The organism is Rubrivirga sp. (genome assembly GCF_049648075.1).
In the GTDB taxonomy this organism is placed as follows: domain Bacteria; phylum Bacteroidota; class Rhodothermia; order Rhodothermales; family Rubricoccaceae; genus Rubrivirga.
Genome location: NZ_JBARYR010000432.1, coordinates 1 through 2,316, shown reverse-complemented (window position 1 = coordinate 2,316; position 2,316 = coordinate 1). Strand labels below are relative to the sequence as shown.

Here is a 2,316-nt window from a genome sequence, read left to right as displayed (position 1 = left end):
AGGTGGGGCAGGGCGGGATGGGAGAGGTCTGGCGCGCGTCGCGCCCGATCGGCAACGGCGGGTTGAGGCAAACGGCCGCCCCTACCTCGCCACGGAGTTCGTCGACGGCGAGCCGATCACCGACTTCTGCGACCGCCGTCGCCTGGGCGTCAACGACCGGCTAGCCTTGTTCACCGAGGTCTGCGACGCCGTCGCATTCGCCCATGCCCGCTTGGTCGTCCACCGCGACCTCAAGCCGTCCAACGTGCTCGTCGCCGCCCTCGAGGGCGAGACGCGCGTCAAGCTGCTCGACTTCGGCATCGCGAAGCTCCTCCAGGACGACAGCGGCGTTCGCACCCAGACGGGCAAGCCGCTTTTGACCCCGGCCTATGCGGCGCCGGAGCAGCTCGAGGGCGGCCCGATCACGACGGCAACAGATGTATATGGGCTCGGTGTGCTGCTGTACGAGCTGCTCACGGGCACGCGGCCCCAGCCTGGCGGCGACGTTACGCGCCCATCGGACGCCGTCACGGCCCGCGCCCCGACCGGCGGCCGCGTCCCGCCCGACCCAGCAGGTCCCGTCCTCGAGGACGATCTCACCCTCGACAACCGCCAGGTCGGCGCAGCCAACGACACGGGAGCCCTCCGATCCACGACGATGGACCGCCTGCGGCGTCGGCTCCGCGGCGACGTTGACCGGATCGTCCTCAAGGCGCTGCGCACCGACCCCGAGCGTCGCTACCGAGGCGCCGCGGAGCTAGGCACAGACATCCGGCGTCATCTCGACGGAATGCCCATCGCGGCCCGGCCCGAGTCGAGGGCGTACCGCGTCACCAAGTTCGTGCGGCGGAACCGGGCGCTCGTGGCGACGGCTGCCCTGGCGCTCGTAGCCGTCTTGGGAGGCGCGGGCGCGGCACTGTGGCAGGCAGCTGAGGCGGAACGTCAGCGAGACGCTGCTGAAGCCGAGGTTGCCAACTTCGTTGATGGAATCGGAGCGTTCTCGGCCGCTTTCGATGCGGCAAACCCAAGCCGAGTCGGGTCCGATACGATGAGGGCGTCCGTGATGCTCGATCGGCTCGTGGCCTCCGTCGACACCATGGAAAACCAACGGACGCGAGCGGCTCTGAGCGGAGCGCTCGCCGGGGTGTATCTCAACCGTGGGAAGTTCCAGCTTGCGGAGCGGCTCTCCGCGCGGGCCGTCTCCATGCCAACGACGACACTGCCTCCCGTCCTCGCTCTCCGACTAGATCACCTCGCAACGTTGGGCACTGCGCGAAACATGATTGGGAGGCCTGCCGAGGCCGCTGAGCCATTGAGAGAGGCCCTCGGGATTCTTGAGACTCTTGGCCGAGAGGAGAGCTACTACTACGCCTACGTGCAAGGCGAGCTCGGGAAGGTGCTCAAAGCGTCCGGAGCGTCAGAGGAAGGAATCGAAGCCCTTCAACAGGCGGCGGTCCTCGCCCGGCATTTGGACACGGCTAAGGATACCCCGGAGGCCGAGCGGTGGGCGTGGCTGTCTTCGCGCGCGTACGCCGACCTTGGCGCGGCACTATGGAGCGTTGAGCGAACAGACGAGGCTCGGGTGGCGATTGATCAGGGATACGCGATCTCGCAAGAGCCGGGTCGTGACGCTGCGGCCTCAGTGATCGAGCGCTACCGAACGTACGTCCTGCTCGAAACGGGTGAGTATGAGGCCGTGGTCGAGATGCTCACCCCCGGGATTGCAGCCCACCGCGGGCAATATGGCGCGGAGCATATCGAAGGCTTTCGGCTGCGAATGGAACGAGCAAAGGCGCTCTCGGCGATGGGGAGGTCTGAGGGTGTAGAGGAGCTCCTGGAGGTCGTCGCGGCGTACCGGAACGCCTACTCGGCCGATTCGCCGTTGAGCGGAATTCCAGCGGCAACGCTCGCTGATGCTCTTGTGGAGACCGATCGAGCGCAAGCTCTAGACCTGTACCGAGAGGCCTTGCGCCTCCTAGACGACGGGGACAGGCCACGCGAGAGTGCGATCGTAGCGCTCAGGCTTGCGCGGGCCCTGTCTGAGGGTGGCGATCCCGATGCCGCTCGACCGTTTGCACAACGTGCTCAAGAGGCGTTCGAGAACCTGGGCATGGACAGGAGCGCCGCTGAGGCGGCGATGCTGGCCGGCTTCTAACGTGCGAGCGTTCGTAGCTTCGAGGCCCTCCCGCGTGCCCCGTACCCGATGGACATGGACCTCGACAAGATCCAACGCCTGCTCGAGATGGTCGCCGACAGCGGCCTCGACGAGGTCAAAGTCGAAGAGGGCGATTTTAAGCTGACCGTCCGCGCGACGGCGCGGCCCGGTGCGGCCCCGCC

General features: G+C 67.3%; 1 protein-coding gene. It reads left to right on the top strand.

All coding sequences use genetic code 11. From position 1 onward, the window contains the following. Positions 1 to 2,134 (top strand): protein kinase domain-containing protein (locus WBA11_RS12315; RefSeq protein ID WP_424520974.1); only part of this gene is annotated, 2,134 nt, incomplete at its 5' end. Positions 2,135 to 2,316: the final 182 nt, after the last annotated feature.